Here is a 17,945-nt window from a genome sequence, read left to right on the forward strand (position 1 = left end):
GCGCCCCTGTCCCCGGCAATTCGGCCTCACGCAGCGACCTCCAGCAGACGCAAGAGCCCGGTGTAATCGATCGGCTTGGTGACGATCCGACAGCCCGGTGCGGCGCCGAGCGCGAGGCGCTCCGCGACCTGCGGGTGAGCCGTGACGAGCACGAGGCGCAGGGTCGGGTGGTGCGCATGGATCCGCCGCAGCGTCTCGACCTCGCCGACGCGGGCCGGCGAGACGTCCATCACCAGCACGTCGGGCCGCGGGCCGCGCTCGACCCGGGCTTCGGCGGCCGCCGCGTCGGCGGCGACCTCGACGAGGAAACCGTCGACCCGCAGCAGCTTGACCAGCACGGTCGCCGTCTTCGGCTCGCCGTCGACGACGAGGACCGAGACCGGTCGCTCGCTGACGACGCCGGCCTGCGCGGGCTGTTGGATGGCACATCGAATCATGGTCGTGAGGGGAATGGCGTCGCGGTCCAGGAGCATCGAGCAAGCGTCATGCCATCGTCCGTCGGGCGTCTTTGCGGCCCCGCGCCGGCCCCTCTCCGCCGCCTCGCGCGAGTGCCTTGCGCGCCCGTGCAAGACCTGCACGTGCCCCGCCGCCCCTTTTAAAAAAATGAGAGCCGGCGAAGAGCTCTCGTAAGGTCACCTCTCGCGCCCCTCGAGCTCGCCGAGGATATCCACCCGGCGCCGTCGTCGTACGCGCAGATCCTGCACAGGAATGCACGGAGTGCATGCTCGCCGGGATCGCTAGCTCGCGGCCTCATGCCGCGCGCCGCGGCACGCGGCTTGCTCGCGCGAACCAGCGTCGCTCTCGTCATTCGCGTCACCTCTCTCCTCGCTCCCGCGAGGACTGGCGCGAGCGTCGATGCGATCCCGCGGGCAACACGTAGGTTTTCGGGCCCGGCGCAAACCGTGCACCTCGACGCAGCCGCTGCACCTCGGACTCCGCGAACCTTGCGTGCTCACCGGCCTCCGATCTGGCACGGCGGTTGCTGAACCTCCTGCGCCGACTGCCCCGCCGTCACCGGCCGCGCCCTGCTGCCGGACCGCCAGGCACCTGGCCCTGAGGACATATCATGCCGAACCCGAGCCCCGCCGCCCCACGGATCCTCATCGTCGACGACGAGCCCAGCGCCCGCTCGGCCCTGTCGCTGCTGTTGCGAGAGGAGGGGTACGAGGTCCAGTGCGCCGCCGACGGCTACAAGGCGCTCGGGCGGACCGACGAGTGGCGGCCCGACATCGTCCTCACCGACGTCAAGATGCCCGCGCTCGGCGGCATCGAGCTGCTGACGCGCCTGCGCGAGCGGCTGCCCGAGGTCGCGGTCGTCGTCATGTCCGGCTTCGGCTCGGTCGAGGGCGCGGTCGAGGCGATGCAGCTCGGCGCCGACGACTACCTCGCCAAGCCGCTCGACTTCGACCAGGTGCTGCTCACCCTCCAGCGCATCGTCGCCGGCCGCGCCGTCGCCAGCGGGTTTCAGGAGGCGCGCGCCACCCCCGGGTCCGCCGGCGCCGAGGCCACCGCCGACCTCGTCGGCCAGAGCCGGGCCCACCGCGATCTCGTGGCGCTCGCCGGCCAGGTCGCCGAGGCCCCGGTCTCGCTGCTCATCGCCGGCGAGCGCGGCGCGGGCAAGCAGCACATCGCCCGCCTGATCCACCAGCTCAGCGGACGCTCCGGCCGGCTCGTGCGCGTGGGCTGCAGCACCGCCGACGAGGCGACCCTGACCGACGAGCTGTTCGGCGCCGAGGGTCGCGTCCTGGCGGCTCACCGCGGCACCCTCCTGCTCGCCGACGTCGACGCCCTGCCGGCCGCCCTGCAGGCCCGCGTGCTCGGCCTGTTGCAAGATCGCTGCGTCACCCGGCTGGGCGGCGCGCGCCTCGAGATCGACGTCCGCGTCATCGCCACGACCAGCAGCGACCTCGCCGAGGCCGTCGCGCGCGGCCGCTTCCGCGCCGATCTGGCCGACCGCCTGCAGGTCGTGAGCCTGCGCGTCCCGAGCCTGCGCGAGCGCCGGGACGACATCGCGCTGCTGGCCAACCACTTCGTGCAATGCCACGCGCGCAAGCTCGGCAAGTCGGTCGCCGGCTGCGCCGAGCGGGTGCTGCAGATCCTGTTCGGCCTCGACTGGCCCGGCAACGTCCGCCAGCTCGACCAGTGCATCGAGCGAGCGGTCATCCTGGCGCGCGGCCGGGAGATCGAGCCGCGCGACCTGCCGCGCGAGTACACCGCCGCGGTGCTCGACCAGCGCAACGCGCCGGTGATCCCGGGCGCCAGCCTGTGGGACATCGAGCGCTACGCGATCTTGCAGACCCTCGAGCACACCGGCGGCAGCACCAGCAAGGCCGCGCGAATCCTCGGCATCTCTGCCCGCAAGATCCAGTATCGGCTCAACGAGTACGGCCGCGCCAAGCCGAGCTGCGCCCCCGCCCGCCCGACAGCATCGCCCGCGGCCGACGACAGCCGGCGCAGGCGCGTCGACGCGTGATTCGCCGCGAGGCTTGCGTCGGCGGTGCACGGTTTGCACGCGGCGATTCGCCGGACCACCGAATCACCAATGATTCTCTCGCCGCCATCGAGGTGCGCCGATTGCAAAACCGTGGACGACGACAGGAGCAATGATTCGTATGTCGACAGCACGGCAATGGGTCCTCGGCCTCGATCTCGGCGCGCGCTCTCGCGGGGCGCTGGTGTTCGCCCGCTGGCTGCGCGAGGCGGGTGAACCGGTGACGAGCGTCCACGTGCTCGAGACGTGGATCCGCGGCTACCTCCGCAGCGACAACTACGAGCGCCTCCAGACGGTGCTGGCGCGAGCGACCGCGGAGATCGGCCTCGGCTCGCCGGGCGACATTCAGCTGGTGGAGGCCGACCGCGCCGAGGTCGGCCTCGCGCGCGCGGCCGAGGGCGCGGCCGCGCTCATCATCGGCCGCGCCGCCCCGAGCGAGGGCAACGCCCTGCTGCGCCTCGGCCCGACCGCGCGGCGGGTCCTGCGAGGGCTGCCGGCGCCGGTGATCGTGGTGCCGCCCGACCTGACCGCAGTCGCCCCGGGTCCCGTGCTGATCGCCACCGACCTCGAGGAGACCAGCGCGGGCGCCGTCGAGTTCGCGCAGCAATTCGCCGCGAGACACCGCCGCCCGCTCGAGCTCGTCCACGTCGGCGCGGCGCTCTACAATGACTTCATCGACACGCTCGAGCCGCGCTGGCTGGCGGCCCGGGAGATCTTCCGCGCCGACACCCTCGACTCGGTGCGCGAGTGGGCGGTCGAGCGCGGGCTGACCGGGACGCCTCACGTCGTCTACGGCGAGCCGGCGCAGCAGATCGCCGACCTCGCCCGGGCCCGCGAGGCTGCCCTCGTCGTCGTCGGTTCGCGCCGCCTGGGGACGGTGGCCCGCGCGTTCCTCAGCAGCACTGCCTCGGCGCTGGCGAGCTGCGCCGCGTGCCCGGTCGCGGTGGTGCCGTCGCGCTGAGCGTGGTGATCGCGCGGCACGCATTCAACGCCGATCATGGATGTCTCTGAGGACATGTCCAAAAGAACACCCATGACAAGAAACATTCAGCGCGGCTGCTCCGCCCACGCCTTCACCGCCTCCACGAACCGCCGCAGCCGCGCCGGGTAGAACTGCGCGTACGGGTACACCAGCCACACCGGCAGCGGCGCCGCGCGCCACGACGGCACCAGATGGACCAGTCGACCCGCGGCGAGGTCGTCCTCGACCAGCCAGGTCGACACGATCGCCGCGCCGGTGCCGGCCAGCGCCGCCTGGCGCAGCGGGAACAGGCTGTCGGTGGCCATTCGCGGGCGGATCGGCAGGCGGGACGTCGCCCCGGTGGTGCGGTGCGTCAGCACCACCTCGCGGCGGTAGAACGTGCTGAACGCCAGCCACGGCAGCTCGGCCAGCGCCGCGGGGTCGTCGCCCGGCGGGTTCGCGCCGACCAGCCCCGGCGCGGCCACCACGATGCGGGGGATCTCCATCAGGCGCAGCGCCACCAGCGACGGGTCGCGCACCTCGCCGGCCTGGATCGCGCAGTCGATCCCGCCGCCGATCAGGTCGCGGAGGTCGTCGCGCAGCAGCCACTCGACGTCCACCTTCGGGTGCTGCTGCAGGAACCGGAGCAGCGGCTCGACCAGCTGCAGCTGACCGAACGCGTGCGGCACCACCACGCGCAGCAGGCCCTCGGCCTCGTCCTTCGCGCCGCGCAGGTGCGACTCGAACGCGGCCCAGCTCGTCAGCAGCGCCTTGGCCTGCTCGTAGCAGCGCTCGCCGTCCTCGGTGAGCTTCATCGTATGCGTCGAGCGCTGCAGCAGGCGCACCCCGAAGAAGCGCTCCAGCGCCTGCAGGCGGCGGCTGATCGTCGGCTGCGTCGTCTGCAGCTGGGCCGCGGCGGCCGACAGCGTGCCGGCCTCGACGATGCGGACGAACGTCTGCATCAGCGCGATCCGGTCGGTCGAGGTCGACTCCGGGCTCATGCGGCGGACGTATAGCAGTTGTGCCGCGCGCGCGCCTACACGGCGCCGGGCCCGTCCTGCACAGTGTCGTCCATCGCTCTCCCCGCAGGACCGCGCATGCAAGACCTCTCGCCCAGCTCCACCGCGACCCGCCCCGCCGACCTGCCCGGCCCGCTGCTCGGCTTGCTCGCGACGAGCACCGGCCTGGCCGCGGCCTCGATCTACTACGCGCAGCCGCTGCTGGCGCTGCTGGCCGAGTCCTTGCGGGTCACGCCGTCCTCGGTCGGCCTGGTGCCGACGCTGACGCAGCTCGGCTACGCGCTCGGCATCTTGCTGCTGACGCCGCTCGGCGATCGCTACGATCGCCGGCGGGTCATCGTCGTCAAGGTGCTGCTGCTCGCCGCGGCGCTCGTGGCCAGCAGCCTCGCGCCCAGCCTGCCGCTGCTGCTGCTCGCCAGCCTCGCCGTCGGCGTGGTCGCCACCGCCGCGCAGGACATCGTGCCCGCCGTCGCGACCCTCGCCCCGGACGCGCGTCGCGGTCGCGCCGTCGGCTCGGTGATGACCGGGCTGCTGCTCGGCATCCTGCTGTCGCGGGTGGTCAGCGGCGCGGTGGCCGAGCAGCTCGGCTGGCGGATGATGTTCGCGCTGGCCGCGGGCGCGGTCTCGCTGATCGCCGTGGCGCTGCGCTGGCGCTTGCCTCGCTTCGCCCCGACCACGGACCTGCCCTACTTCGCCCTGCTGCGGTCGCTGCGGACGCTGTGGCGGCGGCACCCTGCGCTGCGCCGTGCCGCTCTGGCCCAGGGTCTGCTGTCGGTGGCCTTCAGCGCGTTCTGGTCGACTCTGGCGGTGTGGCTGCACGCGGCGCCGTTCCACCTCGGCAGCACCGCGGCCGGCGCGTTCGGCCTCGCCGGTGCCGCCGGGGCCCTGGCCGCGCCCCTGGCCGGGCGCCTGTCGGACCGCCGCGGTCCGCACGGCGTGACGCGGCTCGGCGCCGCGCTCGTGCTGGCTTCGTTCCTCGCCCTGCTGGCCTTGCCGCTGCTCGATCGCACCGCCGGATTGTGGCTGGTCGCCCTGGCGGCCGTCGGCTTCGACCTCGGCGTGCAAGCCTCCCTCATCGCCCACCAGACCATCGTCTACGGCCTCGACCCCGCCGCCCGCAGCCGCCTCAACGCCAGCTTCTTCACCGTCGTGTTCATCGGCATGGCCACCGGCTCCGCGCTCGGCGGCCTGCTGCTCGAACACCACGGCGTCACCGGCGTGTTCGGCCTCGCCGCCCTGGCCGCGGCCTCGGCCCTGGCGCTGCGGCTGGTGCTCTAGGCCTCCGAATGCACCCACATCCCACCTCCGCGAATCGTAGACCCGACGCCAGCGCCGACCGCCCTCGTCCCTGCGCGTCGTGGTACGAAGGAGCATGTCCGACTCCGCGGAGCGTTCTGCCACTGACTTCGCGGCGATGCAGAGGAGCAGCCGCGGCAAGTACGTCGCGCTCGCGCTGCTCCTCTGCGGGGCAGTCGCGGCGATCGCCCTGTACCTGCGCCCGGGCCCGTTCGGCAAGCCGGAGGCCGCCGAGCGGGTGTTCGTCGTCCCGGCTCGCAACCTGAGCTACCTCGTCATCCTCGGCCAGTGGGGCTTCGAACCGGTCGAGGGCGGCCTCGAGCGCATGACCTCCGAGCTGCGCGACAAGGTGCCCGGCGCGAGCGAGGCCGGGGTCGCCGCCGCGCTGCGCCTGGCCGATTGGTCAGGTCACGCCTTCGTCGCCTTCGAGGACCCGGCGCAGCACGATTGGAGCGGCCTCGACATCGCCGGCGGGCTCCCGACCTTCGAGCCGCACCACCGCTTCGCGGTCGTCAGCGCCGGCGACCTCGCGTTCCCCCACGTCATGACCCTCAACCCGAAGCCGTCCGACGTGATGGCGGGCCCCTCCGTCGATTTGCTGGCGGCCCTGTTCGCCCAGGAGCCGCTGGCCAGCGCCCTGCGCGACGATCCCGGCTCGCCCGAGGTCATGCTGCTGCGCGGCAAGCTGGAGGCCGGCATCCGCACCGTGCGCTCGGTCCGCGAGGCCGAGGCGCGGGTCGCCAAGGTGCTCGAGACCAGCCAGGCCCGGCTGACCACCACCGAGACCGCCACCCCGGCGCCCGTCCTGCTCGGCGGCGTGCGCGAGGCCATGCAGACGATCGCCCTGGCCGACGGCGGCCTCCTGCTCGTCACCAACGCCATGCGCCTCGTCACCACCAACGGCGACGACACCCAGGCCTCCTTCACCACCCGCCACGACCTGTCCTATGTGCCAGCCGGCGCCGACCCGATCGCCGGCCGCACGCCCTGCACCAGCCTGCTCGGCGGGTCGATCGAGCAGACCGGCGCGCGCCCGCTGCTGGTCCCCTCGACCCGCGGCGACGCGCTCGTCATCCATCACGAGGGCGTCTCGCGCGTCTACACGCTCGGCGAGGGCGGCTGCAACTTCGTCCACCGCGGCGACATCCGCGTGCCGCTCGAGCGCAAGCAAGACCCCGGCGTCCCCTCGAGCGCCGGCACCGTCGCGCGCCTGCGCCTCGGCGACGACGACTCCGCGATCGCCCTGATCAAACCAGGCGACGAGGTCGCGCTCGACCTCGTGCGCTCGACGTCCCTCGGCCTCCACTACCCCGCGTGGCTCGACGACACCACGCTCATCGCAGTCAGCGATCCACCCGACCCCGACGATCCGGACGCGCCGGAGCGCCACGACGGCCTGCTGTTCTTCAGCACCGAGCACCCCGACCGCGCCCTGCGCATCGACGCCGCCAACTTCGCCGGCAATCCGACGATCCACACTGCAGTGCCTGCGCCGCCCGGCCCGAAAGGCCCGCGCCTGATCGTGCAGAGCCGCTCGCAGCTGTACCGCGTCGACCTGCCACGCAGCGTCCCCGAGCTGTTCGCAAGCCTGGGCAAGAAGCGCCCGCCCGCCGACGGCGAACCACTCGTCGTCGACGTCGACACGCGCGAGTGGACGTTCACGCCGCTGGTCCAGGACAACGACCGCCTCGACATGGGCAGCCCCGCGGTCGCGCCGCGCGGCGACCTGGTGGCGTTCCGGATCCGCCTCGAAGACAAGATCCCGCCGGAGATCGCGGTCGTGCCGCTCACCGGCGGACCGATGCGCGTGCTCACCCGCAACAGCCTCGACGACCGCGATCCGACGTTCACCGCCGACGGCAAGTCGATCGTGTTCTCGACCTTCTACCAGGTCGACACGACCGACTGGAGCGTGGCGATCGGCCGCATGGTGCCGACGGGGAGCTAGCAGTTCGCCCCGCGTGGCGCGGCCGACCGCCGAGGCTCAGCCCCCGAGGTAGACCGTCCCCTTGACGACGGCATCGACCACGCCGTCGCCGTCGACGTCGCCCAGCGCGAGGCCCTCGCCGCCGCCGCCGAACGAGGGCCCGGCGGTGAACGAGCCGTCGCCCGCGTTGAGCCACACGAGGTTGGTCTTGACGAAGAAGTCGTCGTTGGCCGAGACCACGTCGAGGTCGCCGTCGCCGTCGACGTCGCGCATCAGGACGTCCTCGACGTCCGAGGTGCCGAGGTCCTGGCCCTCGCTGAACATCGGCCCGCCGGCGTTCCGCCAGACCCGCGCCGCCCCGTCGAAGTACGGCATGACAAGCAGGTCGGTCGCGCCGTCGCCGTCGACGTCGCCGGCGTCGACGCCGTTGCTCCCGTGCGGGCCGTTGCCGAGCCCCACGCCGGTGGCCGCGAATTGGCCGGTGCCGTCATTGAGCGAGACCGAGGCGGCCTCGTCGAATTGCCCGTTGCCGTACGCGACGTCGAGATCGCCGTCGCCGTCGACGTCGGTCAGCACCACGCCGGCGGTCGAGTTCGAACCGACCCCCGTCGCGCCCGCCGCGAACGTCCCGCTGCCGTCGTTCAGCAAGATCTCGTCGGCCACGTCGGTCCCCCCGGTCACCGCGTAGATGTCGAGGTCGCCGTCGCCGTCGACGTCGCCGACCAGGTACTTCTTCTTGCCGTTCAGCACGTCCTGCCCGGGCCCCTGGGCGAAGGCCCCGGCCCCGTCGTTGAGCCAGATCGAGCCGACGCCCGAGTTCCCGAAGCACAGGATGTCGAGGTCGCGGTCGGCGTCGACGTCGGCCAGCGTGAGGTGCCCGGTGAGGGAATAGCAGGAGTACTCGTATTCGACCGTGGTGAAGGTGCCGTCGCCCTCGTTGAGGAACACGTCGCCGTTCGAACGCGCGACGTCGAGGTCGCCGTCGCCGTCGACGTCGCCGAGCGCCGGGAATCGGTCGCCCACCCACGCGTTGGTGCCCGTGAACACCCCCGTCCCGGCCGCGCCGGACACCGTGAATTGAAACACGTGCGGCACCAGCGGCTCGCCCTGCGCGTCGCGGATGCCCGAGGTCAGCGTCACGTCGACGCGCTCGGCCGGGTGCAGCGGCGCGGCGAACACGAGCTCGGCCTTGCCGTCGTCGGTCCACTCGACGACAAAGCCGCGCCGTCCGCTCTGGCTGCCGTGGACGGCGATCGTGGTGTCGTCGACCGTCTCGCGGTCGACCGAGCAGCCGAGGTCGAGCACCACGGGCTCGCCCTGCGCGAGCGTGCCGTCCTGCCCGGCGGGCACGCGCGACAGCAGGGCGAACGGTGCCACGCCCCCGGGGCTGCACCCCGCCTGCTTGCAATCGCTCGTGCAAGCCGCGCCGTCGCCGTTGGCCTCGCCGTCGTCGCACTCCTCGCCCGGATCGAGCTGACCATCGCCACACGTCGGCGAGGCCGAGGACGTCGCGGGCGACGAGGACGAGGTCGTCGGGACCTCGGAAGTCCCGCTCGGCTCGCCCCCGATCGTCGGCTCGCCGGTGTCGCCGTCGCTCGTGCTCGCCGGCGGCATCTGGCCGGTGTCGCCGTCCGTCGTGCCCGTGCCCGCGCCCCCGCTGTCGCCGCAAGCCACCAGCAGAAACAGGCACAGCGAGGGCGAACCGAGGCGCCTGACCGAGGAGAGGGAAGAACGAGATCCTTGCTGCATTCGCCCAAACCGACGCCCGGCCATCGCCCACCATTCACGACAGCGCGAGTCCGGGCCGAGGCGCCGCATGTGTGATTCCCACGCGAGTTCCCGCTCGTGCGCGGCTTCACCGGCCCTGGACCGACGAATCGAACTCGCCACATTCGCCGCGCTCGGTCGCCTCGGGCGCGCGCCCGGAGCCGCCTCGACGCAGGCCTGACGGCGAGCTCGGGAGGTCGCCCAGGCGAACGGGGCGCGCGATCGCCGAACGCGCGAATCTCGGCGTTGATGCCACCGAGCATGGCGCGATCGCGCCATCGACCGATGACCGCGACGAGGCCCTCGCCGCACATGCGAGCGCGGAGCGAATGGGGCGCCCGGATTCACCTCCGGGCACCCGACGCTGGCCTGCGGCGCGTCACAGGCGAGCGACGCGCTTGAGCCGGAACGGCGAGGGGCTCTCGCTCATCGTGAAGTAGCCGGCGCCGTCGGCCTGGTACTCGATCGCCTCGCCCTGGCCCTCGACGGTGTCGGTCAGCGCCACCGGCGTCGCCGCGAACGCGGTCTCGAAGGCGGCGTTCGGCGCGGCGCGGAACTCGTAGACCGTCCGGTAGGTGCGGAGCAGGAAACGATTCGCGCACGGGTGAATCGCCGCCGCGGTCGCGTAGGAGAAGTTGGGGTCGCCGTTGGTCGGCAGCTGCAGGTTGGCGACGAAGATCAGCGTCGACATCGTGTTCGGCGCCGGCAGCGGATTGGGCATCTTGTAGGCCTTGCTCAGCCCGGTGCTCGACTTGGTGATCACATAGATGTCACCGGTCGTCGGATGCACCATGATCGATTCGGCGTCCTTGGGCGAATCGGGGTACTGGAACGGGAACTTCTCCGCGGTGAGGTTGCCGCTGGTCTGACCGCCGGCGACGTCGGGTTCGGGGATCCTGTAGACCGCGAAGGTCGACGGCGGGGTCGGGAAGTTCGCGCTGGAGCGGCCGATGTCGCCCATGAAGATGCACTTGCCGGTCGGGCACGGGCCGGTCGCGACGTCCTCCCAGTCGGCAGGGGTCACGCCCGCGACGGCGAAGGTGCCGAGCGTCGACGCGTTGCTGGCGCTGATCGCCACCACCGCGGTGGTGTCCTCGTTATGCACATAGATCACCCCCGGCGAGACCCGGCTCGCCGCCAGCCCCGACGGCTCGACGATCGCCGGCGACGCGACCGTCCCGACGGTCGTATAGCTACCCGCGAAGCTGTCACCGACGGTGCAGGTGGGCGCGCCCGCCGGCCGCAGCGCGACGACCTGGGCGATGTTGGTGTTCGCGTACGGCGAGCTGCCGTTGAACGCGGGCTGGGGCCCGGCGGCGCCGAGCACCTTGTAGGCCGCGTCGTAGAGGAGCGCAGTGCCGGCCGAGGGCAGGCAGGTGTCGAGCACCTCGGTGAAGCCGCTCGGCGGCACAATCGGACTCGTCGGGCAGGTCGTGCCGGCCCACACCTGCGAGCCGAACCACACCGCGACGCCGCCGGCCGCGGTGGTCGTGATCGGCGGGGTGTCGAAGGTCGCGACCAGGCCGTTCTTCTGTCCGCTGTGCGCGTCGATCGGGTTCGCGGTGTCGACATTCGCGAACGCGACGACGCTGCCGGCGATGTTGCTGGCGAGATCGATCGAGAACGCATAGTTCGCCGGCTCCGCCGCCCCGGCGACCTTGTAAAACACCCACGCCTTGATCTGCGAGGCGCTCTGATCGGAGCGCAGCAGGGTCCAGCCGGCCGGCGGGGTGACGACCGCGGTGGCGTTGTTGCGGTTGGTGACGCGCGCCAGCAGCACGTCGCCCTGGACGACGCCCGCCGGCTTGCCGATCGTCAGCGCGGTGAGGCCGGCGCCGCTGGCGACCGCGCTGCTGCGGTAGCTCGGCGTCGCCGGCAGCACCTCGTCCTCTCCGGGCTCCACGATCGGGAGCTCCTCGATGTCTTCCACGAGACCCGCCTCCACCCCGGTCTCGCTGTCGCTGGGGCCCTCGGACCCCGCCAGCGTCTCCGCGGTCGATTCGCCGCTCTCCTCGCCGTCCAGCGGCTCGCACCCCGCCCACGCGAAAATGGCAGCGGAGCACAGGATCTTCGTGGTGTTCTGCACAATGACGTTCGTGGTCGTTCGCATCTCGGTCGCCGAGATGCTCGCACGCCTTCGCGGATTTATGCATGGGTCGCGTCGGCGACAGGTCCCGCGCCGGGGTCGCCGCGAAGACCCCCAAGCGCGGGCGAGGAATGTAAGGATGCGATGCCAAATACGCGGCTTCGCCCGCGGTAGCTCACGCTCGGGGAGCGCGGACCATTCGCGGACACTCCGCTATGCACGACGGCAAGCTCGCCGAACGAGCAGTCCCGGCTCACTGTCAGAAGCGGCCGGCGACGTACGCCGTATCGTCACCGATCGCCGTGATCGCCATCCGGAACTGCCGAGCGACCGAATCGTGGTACCCGAACGTCCAGCCCCAACTCCCGTCCGCGATCCCGGGATCGAAGACGCTGGACCAACTACCGCCCGAGTACTGGTCGAAGCGCAGATTCATCTGCGAATCGCCGTCCGGGCCCTGGCTCTTGCGGCAGCCGCCGAGCCAGCCGGACGTGGACGACCCCAACTGCACGTAGACGGTGGAGGTCACGGAGGCATAAAATTCCTCGTCCTGCGGGCCCACCTCGAAGCCGTACTCGCCGTCCCAGATATCCTTCAGGGCCGAGAAGTACGTGGCCGGCGTGGGGAAGACGCAGGGCGCCATCGTCCAGTCCGTCGTGAGGACCTTTGTCCCCTCGGTCGGCACCTTCAGGTCGTCCACCGGGAGGCTGCGAGCCGTCGGCTCCGCGCTGCCCTGCGAGGCGAGGCGCGCGTGATGCTGGAACAGGACCTCCGGCGGAGCCTCCTCCGGGGACGCCAGCGCGAGGAACAGCTCGAGAGGCGTGGCCTCGAAGTCACGCATCAACGAACCGACGGCGTCGGAGTGGCTGGTGTAGAGCGTCGCAATGCCGGGCTCTTCGGGCGGGCCCAGGTCGAGGAAATGGACCTCGCCGCCGTCGGGCAGCGCCAGGGACGCGATGACATTCGAGCGTGACGTCGCCGCCATCTCCGCTCCTTCCTCGATCGGCGCGACCACGAATCCCTCCTGAGGAAGAATCTCGTGAGTCTGCCCGTCGCGCAGCTCCTCGAGCGGCGCGACGCCTTCGCTCGGCTGGTCGAACGTGGACGCCCCGCAGGCCGCGACGCACGCGACGAGCACTGCCATGGCGATCGGACTATAGATAGTGTGTGTTTTCATGGTTCGAACTCCTCATTTCAGAGATACCATGGGCCATTGTCAAGGGCAGCAGAAAGAAAATGGAAAGAAACGAATGCCGGCCGCTTCCGAAGCGATCGCGGCGTATTCGCGGTACGGCCGTGCCGCCGGCTCCGCCAGTCGGCTGAATCTCGATTCTCTGGCAGCCGCACGCGCAGCCTGCCGATCAGGCGCTGTTGACGGTTCGCAGGACGACATCCGCGAGTGGGGCGTCGAGTGCAATGGCGATGGCCTGAGCACTTTGTCGGGATATCGGGCGCCCCGATTCCGCCTTGGTGATCGTCCTCGGGGTGACGCCCGAGCGAGAGGCTAGCTCGCTCTGCGTCAGGCCCAGCGTGTCTCGCCGCCCACGAACGTATCCCACGTCGACGCGAACGCCCGGTGGCCGCCCCTTTTCACGCCTCTCGTTCGCCACAGCTCGACCACCTTCCTCGGGAGGATCACGGGAATGACCGACGAACTCCGCGCAGTCGGCGCTCGGGGCCCGGCTCCCCGGCGGTCCGTGCCCTCCATATCGGAGGCCGGCCGCTTTCAATTGGACGGTCGAGACGAATTTTCGAATTCTCGGCCCGGGAAGCGCCTCAGGGCCGCTGCGCCGGTCTGGAAGCTCGGCGCGTCGGTGCTCACGAATTCGCTCTTCCCTCGAGATCCCGCAATTCCCCAGGGCTCGCGACCTCGCCGGCCGGGTTAGGATGCGTGCCGGCCGGAACCGGCAGCCCATGGACGACACGCGCACATCGGCTCGAGGCAGGCTTTCGCAGGCAGCTCGGCGGACGCATGCGAAAATACGAGCGGCGGTGCTGTTCGCCTGTGTCGGCGCAGCGGGCTGCGGCGAGCGACAGGCGGACGCCGCGAAGGCGGAGGCGACGGAGGGCGAAACGGCCGCGCTCGCGGCGGCGCTCGACGAGGCCGTCGCCCAGGCGATGGCAACGGGCAGCCCCGGGATGGTGGTGGCGGTCGGACGCGGCGACCAGGTCGTGTTCGCCAGGGGCTACGGTCTTGCGAACCTCGAGGACGAGGTCGCGGTCGCGGTCGACACCGTGTTCCCGATCGCGTCGATCACCAAGCAATTCACGGCGGCGGCGATCCTGCTGCTCGCCGAGGAGGGCAAGGTCGGGCTCGACGACCCGCTGTCGCGCTTCGTGCCGGAGGTGCCGCAGGCGCACCGCGTCACGGTCGCGCAAGCGCTCGTGCAAACCACGGGGATCGCCGATTACGCTGAAGATCCCGCAGGCGAGCACCTCAAGTCGGTACGCCGGACGCCCGCGGAGATGGCGAGCTGGATCGCCGGATTGCAGCCGCCGTTCGTGTTCGAGCCGGGCTCGTCGTGGGGATACAGCAATTCCAACTACGCGCTGCTCGGACTCGTCGTCGCGCGCGCGAGCGGTGAGTCCTATCCGTCGTTCCTGGCGCGGCGTCTGTTCGCACCCGCGGGTCTGGAGCACACGGCGTTCGACGATCCGGCCGACGTCGTCCCGCGACGAGCGCGAGGCTACCGCGCCAGCAAGACCGAGCCCGGGCGCTACCACAACGCCGACTGGATCAGCCCGACGGTGCCCGGACCGGCGGGAGGGCTGCGCTCGACCGCAGGCGATCTGCTGCGCTGGCACGCGGCGCTGTTCGGCGGGCGGATCCTGTCGCCCGCCAGCCTCGCGCGGATGACCGCTCCCGGGCGGCTGGCCGACGGGCGCACCACGAGAGCGGCGATGCCGGCGCCGATGCAGGCGGCGTGGGGCTCCGACTACGCGATGGGCGTGCTGGTCGGCTCGCCGGACGGACAGGACCGGGTCTGGCACTCCGGTGATATCGACGGGTTCTCGTCGTGGACCGCATATTACCCGGACCAGCGGATCGGCGTCGTCATCCTGCAGAACAGCCAGTCGGCGGAGCGCAACGAGGCGGCGATCGAGCGCATCGTGCTCGACGCACTGAGAACAGAGCCCCGCGCGGGCGAATGACGGCACCCGCGCCCGCGGCGAATGGTCACCTCGGCGCAATGTTCTGCGGCCGATGTGCCGCAACGATGACCGTCGTTGCGGCACATCCGGCGCGACCCACGCGCTGGAGACGTCGAGGAGACGCGCATCCGAGCACTCGTGAGCGCTCGGATGCTCGAATTTGCCTTTATCTCACTGCTCGAAGCAGTAACTACGCGGATTTCTCAACCCATTGATCGCGCTCGCAAGTTCGCCGAAATCCGCGTAGACACTTACGAATTCGCTCCCTCTTTGAACGCCCGCGAGTCCCCAAGGATCGCGGGCGTCGACCTGTGTCGTGGAGAGATAATGGAGACGCTCCAGGTACAAGGCGGACGGAAGGGCCACACCGCCGGAAGCACTCGAGCTTGTCCGACGCGAACAGCCGGGCGCCGAGTTTGGCCGACTTCGAGATCACGTCGGGCTCGCCGTGAGTGTAGCCGTCATAGCGCGAGATGCCGGACAGCAGGCGGCGCTCGAAGCAGGCGATCGCCCGGGCCACGTTGGTCAAGGTGAGCGGGTCGGCGTCCTCGGGGAAGGCGTCGGCGAACAGCGCCTGGTAGCGCGCCTCGGCGCGCAGCCGCTCGATTAAGGCATCTTCCAGACCATGCAGGCCGAGTTCGACGGTCGTCGCCGAACATCGGGGTGAGCACTACCGAGACCTGCTCGGTCCCTCGCCGATGTAACGCGGTCCGGCTGACCGATCGCTATGGACCGTTTTCCGTAACTGCTCAACCGTCGACCGGTGTGTTGGGGAGATGCTCCTCCCACGCCGCGCCGGCGTCTGTGAGCCGGAGTGAGCCGCGCTCGTCATGCTCAAGGAGCCCCAGGGCCCTCGTCCAAAAGATGAGCCTTCGAGGCGCTGTGTCGGTCCTCCAACGCGGATCTAGAGACCGCAACCTCCGGATCGCCTCTGTCAGGCTGAGCGACTCGGCGTCTCTCAATAGAATCAACAACGGAGCGACGCCGATATTGTTCGCCAGAAGGACAGGGGCCAAGACATCGGAGGGGGGCGCGCCATCGAGGAGGTCGTCGCCGAGCCTCGTGGGACAGAGGGCAGCCTCACGATATTCGAGCAAGTTCAGGCTCTTCACGGCCGCGATACGCGAACGGACCGTGTCTACCGTCCACCCTCGGCTCTCCCTTTGTACCGCGCTAATCAACTCCGGGAGGGTAGGCCTTGACGCGGCGTGGCGAACGATGCTGACCAGCATGTCGACCGTCCCGGTGATACCCGTGATCCCTCTATTCTGCGCGGCGGCGGGCTTCAACCGCAGTGCGTCCTCAGCCGCGCTAGTGTCGTCGGCAGTGGCGAGACCTTGTCTGCAGGTGAGCCAGCGGGCGAAGAGGTTGCGCCACAAGATCTCGTCCAAATCTGTTGTCGTCCCGAGTTCGCGCCGCAACGTCTCCTGAATCAGGACGTTTTGCCCGATCACGCCCCTTCCATGAATGCGCAGCCCGAACCGTCTACGGAGTTCATAGACCCGGTGATCCCAAACTAGCCCGACGACCTCGGTCGGGAGCAGCAGCGCGAAGATTCGGATGAGTCGGGCCTGTGGCCGTCGCGAGGCGTGTCGCGGGTAGATGCGCTCCATGGTCGCGCTGAAAACCTCATCGAGGCGGCGCGCCCGCTCCATGAGGTCGGCAGGTTGGGTTGTCTTCCGGAGGGTCCAAAGCGTCCCGATTATCTCTGGGTCTCTGAGAACTCCGGGCACCGTGACCTTCCGGCCGACCCCGAGCCCTACGCCCGCCTCGTCGTCCCACAGGAATCGCTGGAACTCAGCAGAGTTCCACGTGTCCCACGCGGCGTTCTGGGCCCTCGTGACTGCGGCGTGGTACCCGTGGAACTCGGTCGAGTGCCGCTCCTTCTCCGCTGCGAAGCGAGCATGGGCAGCCTTCAGGTCGTCACCGTCCATGGTCCACCTCGGCGAGGTCACGGTTTTGCGCAACAGCCCAGCGGGACGCCATGGCAAAAAGTGTCTTTGATCTCGCCCCTACTTTCAACTACCTGCGCTGTCCCGGCGGCGGCAGCGTGTGGATGTGTGCCTGGTCACACATGAAGAAGTTGCCTTGCTCCTGCTGCCTCTTGAGGCGAGGCAGGAGTCGCCGGCGGTCTCGACGATCTCGGCGTGGTGCTAGCGCCGGTCGACAAGGGCGCAATTTTCCTTCATCCACAAGTACACCCCCCTTCGGTACGTCACCGTCGGTTCAGTGGGCATGCACGCGAGATTTGCTTCGGGCAGCGTCCACAGGCGCCGGCCTCCTTCGAACAATCCCGGTCGGTACTGCGGCGATTCGCAGCGCTCATGAATAAAAAGCCGGCCTGCTGGACGATTCGAGGGTTGAATGCCTGCAAACCAGCCTTCATGGATTTGAGGTCGATTTGCCTTGCTATCGCATGAATAAACTCTCTTCTCGCAGCATACGTGCCGAGGCCGTCATAGCCAAGCCAACCGAGGAAGAGATCAACGTTGCTGTCGATCACGACCCACCTCGTCCAATCCAGGCCATCGGTCCAAGGGGCCCGGCCAGGCCACAGGTCCGGGTTCGAGAGCATCGACAGGTACATGGCCGAGATCTTGTCGCTTACGCGCCAGGACTTACAGAGCGCATCCTCGAGGCATTCAGCCGCCGCCTCAGGCGACCCCGTGGCCTCGATGCAGCCGCGACGCAAGCTCGCCAGGTCTGAGGCGTTGTGAGCCTTCAGGTTGAGCGCCAGCGCGGTTGGGACCTTCCCGAAGTGGCCGTACCTCTTGAGCAGCACCGCGTGGCGCTTGGGCAGGCAAGCGATGGATGGCGCAAAGTCGCACGTCCCCCGGCGGAGGTCGTCCTTGCGCAAATCGCATTGAGCGAGGAGACCCTCGAGGGACAGCGCCGCCGGGCAACCGCAATTCTTCGCCGAGGCAAGGAGGGTAGCGGCGCTCGTGAGTTGCTCAACGTCGCGCGGGGCGATTCCTCGAAGGACACGCATGATCTGCACGTCTTGCCTCCGCTGAAACATCGTCGTAGCGACGAGCACGCGGAACAGAGCGTCGGGATCCTCGGCTTCGAGCGAAGCACGGGGCACGGCGAAGTGGCCCACGCGGGCCTGGTCCGTGAACATGCCGACGACCCCGACGTCGTCGTCGGACCCGTGGTAGCGCTCAAGGTACCACGCGGTCACCGCCTTGGCTTTGTTTTGGCTCAGCTGGAATGGGACACGCCCCGGCCTGGTAGAAGGAGCCGGG

At 70.1% G+C, this 17,945-nt stretch carries 12 protein-coding genes; 5 read left to right on the plus strand and 7 right to left on the minus strand.

The window, feature by feature from the left end; translation table 11 throughout:
• Window positions 1-26 precede the first annotated feature (26 nt).
• Window positions 27-437 (minus strand): response regulator, encoded by a 411-nt coding sequence (locus OV090_RS47725; RefSeq protein ID WP_267711770.1) that lies wholly within the window; start codon window positions 435-437, stop codon window positions 27-29.
• A 629-nt stretch (window positions 438-1,066) separates the two neighbouring features.
• On the opposite strand from OV090_RS47725, the gene OV090_RS47730 reads away from it, so the two are divergent.
• Together OV090_RS47730 and OV090_RS47735 are read left to right on the plus strand one after the other, a co-directional pair.
• Window positions 1,067-2,473, plus strand: coding sequence for a sigma-54 dependent transcriptional regulator (locus OV090_RS47730; protein ID WP_267711771.1), 1,407 nt, complete (start codon window positions 1,067-1,069; stop codon window positions 2,471-2,473).
• 139 nt (window positions 2,474-2,612) lie between these two features.
• A complete protein-coding gene (locus OV090_RS47735; RefSeq protein WP_267711773.1) occupies window positions 2,613-3,452 on the plus strand; it encodes a universal stress protein in 840 nt (279 codons plus the stop codon).
• Window positions 3,453-3,538: 86 nt separating this feature from the next.
• Here OV090_RS47735 and OV090_RS47740 read toward each other — a convergent pair whose 3' ends face one another.
• On the minus strand, window positions 3,539-4,453 hold the full coding sequence (locus OV090_RS47740; protein WP_267711775.1) for a LysR family transcriptional regulator: 915 nt from the start codon (window positions 4,451-4,453) through the stop codon (window positions 3,539-3,541).
• A 96-nt stretch (window positions 4,454-4,549) separates the two neighbouring features.
• Between OV090_RS47740 and OV090_RS47745 the strand changes: the two genes are divergently transcribed.
• Window positions 4,550-5,749, plus strand: a complete 1,200-nt coding sequence (locus OV090_RS47745; protein ID WP_267711776.1) for an MFS transporter — start codon at window positions 4,550-4,552, stop codon at window positions 5,747-5,749.
• 136 nt (window positions 5,750-5,885) lie between these two features.
• Entirely contained in the window at window positions 5,886-7,715 is a 1,830-nt protein-coding gene (locus OV090_RS47750; protein WP_267711777.1) for a hypothetical protein, read from the plus strand.
• A 36-nt stretch (window positions 7,716-7,751) separates the two neighbouring features.
• Here the strand turns inward: OV090_RS47750 and OV090_RS47755 are convergent, their stop codons facing one another.
• The 3 genes from OV090_RS47755 to OV090_RS47765 form a co-directional block, all read right to left on the minus strand.
• The gene (locus tag OV090_RS47755) at window positions 7,752-9,368 is read right to left on the minus strand and encodes an FG-GAP-like repeat-containing protein (RefSeq protein ID WP_267711779.1); all 1,617 of its coding nucleotides are present in this window, start codon (window positions 9,366-9,368) and stop codon (window positions 7,752-7,754) included.
• Between the two features lie 472 nt (window positions 9,369-9,840).
• On the minus strand, window positions 9,841-11,571 hold the full coding sequence (locus OV090_RS47760; protein WP_267711786.1) for a cell wall anchor protein: 1,731 nt from the start codon (window positions 11,569-11,571) through the stop codon (window positions 9,841-9,843).
• A 235-nt stretch (window positions 11,572-11,806) separates the two neighbouring features.
• Window positions 11,807-12,691: a hypothetical protein gene (locus OV090_RS47765; RefSeq protein WP_267711788.1), complete on the minus strand. Its 885-nt coding sequence runs from the start codon at window positions 12,689-12,691 to the stop codon at window positions 11,807-11,809.
• A 770-nt stretch (window positions 12,692-13,461) separates the two neighbouring features.
• Here OV090_RS47765 and OV090_RS47770 point away from each other — a divergent pair.
• Complete coding sequence (locus OV090_RS47770; RefSeq protein WP_267711789.1) at window positions 13,462-14,700, plus strand: serine hydrolase domain-containing protein; 1,239 nt, start codon at window positions 13,462-13,464, stop codon at window positions 14,698-14,700.
• 749 nt (window positions 14,701-15,449) lie between these two features.
• Here the strand turns inward: OV090_RS47770 and OV090_RS47775 are convergent.
• Window positions 15,450-16,634 (minus strand): hypothetical protein, encoded by a 1,185-nt coding sequence (locus OV090_RS47775; protein WP_267711790.1) that lies wholly within the window; start codon window positions 16,632-16,634, stop codon window positions 15,450-15,452.
• A 281-nt stretch (window positions 16,635-16,915) separates the two neighbouring features.
• Window positions 16,916-17,881 (minus strand): hypothetical protein, encoded by a 966-nt coding sequence (locus OV090_RS47780; protein ID WP_267711791.1) that lies wholly within the window; start codon window positions 17,879-17,881, stop codon window positions 16,916-16,918.
• Window positions 17,882-17,945 lie beyond the last annotated feature (64 nt).

Origin of the sequence: Nannocystis sp. RBIL2 (assembly GCF_026626745.1) — a bacterium.
Taxonomy (GTDB): Bacteria; Myxococcota_A; Polyangia; order Nannocystales; family Nannocystaceae; genus Nannocystis.

Bases quoted from the DNA above. Each gene is read 5' to 3' on its own strand.
- OV090_RS47740 (WP_267711775.1), bottom strand. From the start codon at position 4,453: ATGAGCCCGGAGTCGACCTCGACCGACCGGATCGCGCTGATGCAGACG.
- OV090_RS47770 (WP_267711789.1), top strand. From the start codon at position 13,462: ATGGACGACACGCGCACATCGGCTCGAGGCAGGCTTTCGCAGGCAGCT.
- OV090_RS47730 (WP_267711771.1), top strand. From the start codon at position 1,067: ATGCCGAACCCGAGCCCCGCCGCCCCACGGATCCTCATCGTCGACGAC.
- OV090_RS47745 (WP_267711776.1), top strand. From the start codon at position 4,550: ATGCAAGACCTCTCGCCCAGCTCCACCGCGACCCGCCCCGCCGACCTG.
- OV090_RS47765 (WP_267711788.1), bottom strand. From the start codon at position 12,691: ATGGCAGTGCTCGTCGCGTGCGTCGCGGCCTGCGGGGCGTCCACGTTC.
- OV090_RS47750 (WP_267711777.1), top strand. From the start codon at position 5,886: ATGCAGAGGAGCAGCCGCGGCAAGTACGTCGCGCTCGCGCTGCTCCTC.
- OV090_RS47775 (WP_267711790.1), bottom strand. From the start codon at position 16,634: ATGGACGGTGACGACCTGAAGGCTGCCCATGCTCGCTTCGCAGCGGAG.
- OV090_RS47760 (WP_267711786.1), bottom strand. From the start codon at position 11,571: ATGCGAACGACCACGAACGTCATTGTGCAGAACACCACGAAGATCCTG.
- OV090_RS47725 (WP_267711770.1), bottom strand. From the start codon at position 437: ATGATTCGATGTGCCATCCAACAGCCCGCGCAGGCCGGCGTCGTCAGC.
- OV090_RS47735 (WP_267711773.1), top strand. From the start codon at position 2,613: ATGTCGACAGCACGGCAATGGGTCCTCGGCCTCGATCTCGGCGCGCGC.